The sequence below is a fragment of the Methanobrevibacter oralis genome (assembly GCF_001639275.1).
Lineage (GTDB): Archaea > Methanobacteriota > Methanobacteria > Methanobacteriales > Methanobacteriaceae > Methanocatella > Methanocatella oralis.
In genome coordinates this window covers 1-1,096 of sequence record NZ_LWMU01000004.1, presented here as the reverse complement: position 1 = coordinate 1,096, position 1,096 = coordinate 1, and the positions used below count along the sequence as shown (strand labels likewise).

Genomic DNA, 1,096 nt, shown 5'->3' with positions numbered 1-1,096 from the left:
AAATTATTCCAATTGTGGTAGAAAATCTTACCTAACTGACCAACAATTAAATGAATTAAAAGAAATCATCACTGGAAATGAAGAAAAATATAATTTAAAAGATGTGAGAAATCTTATTAAAGAAAAATATGGAATAACATACAGTGAAAAGCAAATATGGGTCATTACAAGACAAAAACTAAATTTAAACTATGGAAAACCATTCATCAAATATAACACTCGTCCAGAAAACCCCGAAGAAGATCTTAAAAAAAACTAACTTTCATTGATTTAAAAACTGAATATTTTGCTTTTTTGGACGAAACATCATGTCAAAATGTTCCAAATGTTACAAGAGTATTATATACTCCAGGAGAAAAAAATATACAAAGAAAACATCCAGTAAAAATTGGAATAAATGTAACTGGTTTCCAAGGAATTAATTGCAACTCATACATGGAAGTAAACACAAAAAATAATGCATTTCAATTTATAATTACATTATGTCATTACCGTATTGAAAACATGGAAAATACTTCCGGTAAACAATTAATCAAAGAAGCAATAAAGAATGAAAATTTATCAGATGACGAAATAAAAAACTATTTATCCTCTAAATCACTAAATAAAATGGATTTAATTAATAAAATCAATAATGAACTATATAATGACAATTCACAACAAACATCCATTGAAAAAATTCAAAAAATCTGCAATAAAGAAGACAATAACAACTCCAGAAAAATATGGCATGAAAAAAGATCCAGATTATTAAATAATCTATTAAATCCCAAAATAACTGAAATAAACTCAAAAGAAAAGAAAATAAACATTATTTTAGATAATGCAAGAATACATCATGCTAAAATCGTTGAAAAAGCATGCGAAATATTAAATATAAACTTAATATTTTTACAACCATACTGTCCCGATTTAAATCCAATCGAAGATGTATGGCGTAAAATTAAGTCTACAATATATAAATCAATATATAAAAATTTAAATGAATTAATAGAAATATTTAAACGAGAATACTACAAAATAGTTGATTTAACATCATTCTACAAAAACTGGGTCAAAGAATATCTAGGTATAAATATTTAGTAATACACTATAA

1 protein-coding gene and 1 pseudogene are annotated in these 1,096 nt (G+C 24.5%); both read left to right on the top strand.

Annotated elements, in window-relative coordinates; genetic code table 11:
* Nucleotides 1-259 (top strand): annotated as a pseudogene (locus MBORA_RS10720) (helix-turn-helix domain-containing protein); the annotation flags it as partial.
* 35 nt (nt 260-294) lie between these two features.
* On the top strand, nt 295-1,083 hold the full coding sequence (locus tag MBORA_RS00040; RefSeq protein ID WP_063720051.1) for a transposase: 789 nt from the start codon (nt 295-297) through the stop codon (nt 1,081-1,083).
* Nucleotides 1,084-1,096: the final 13 nt, after the last annotated feature.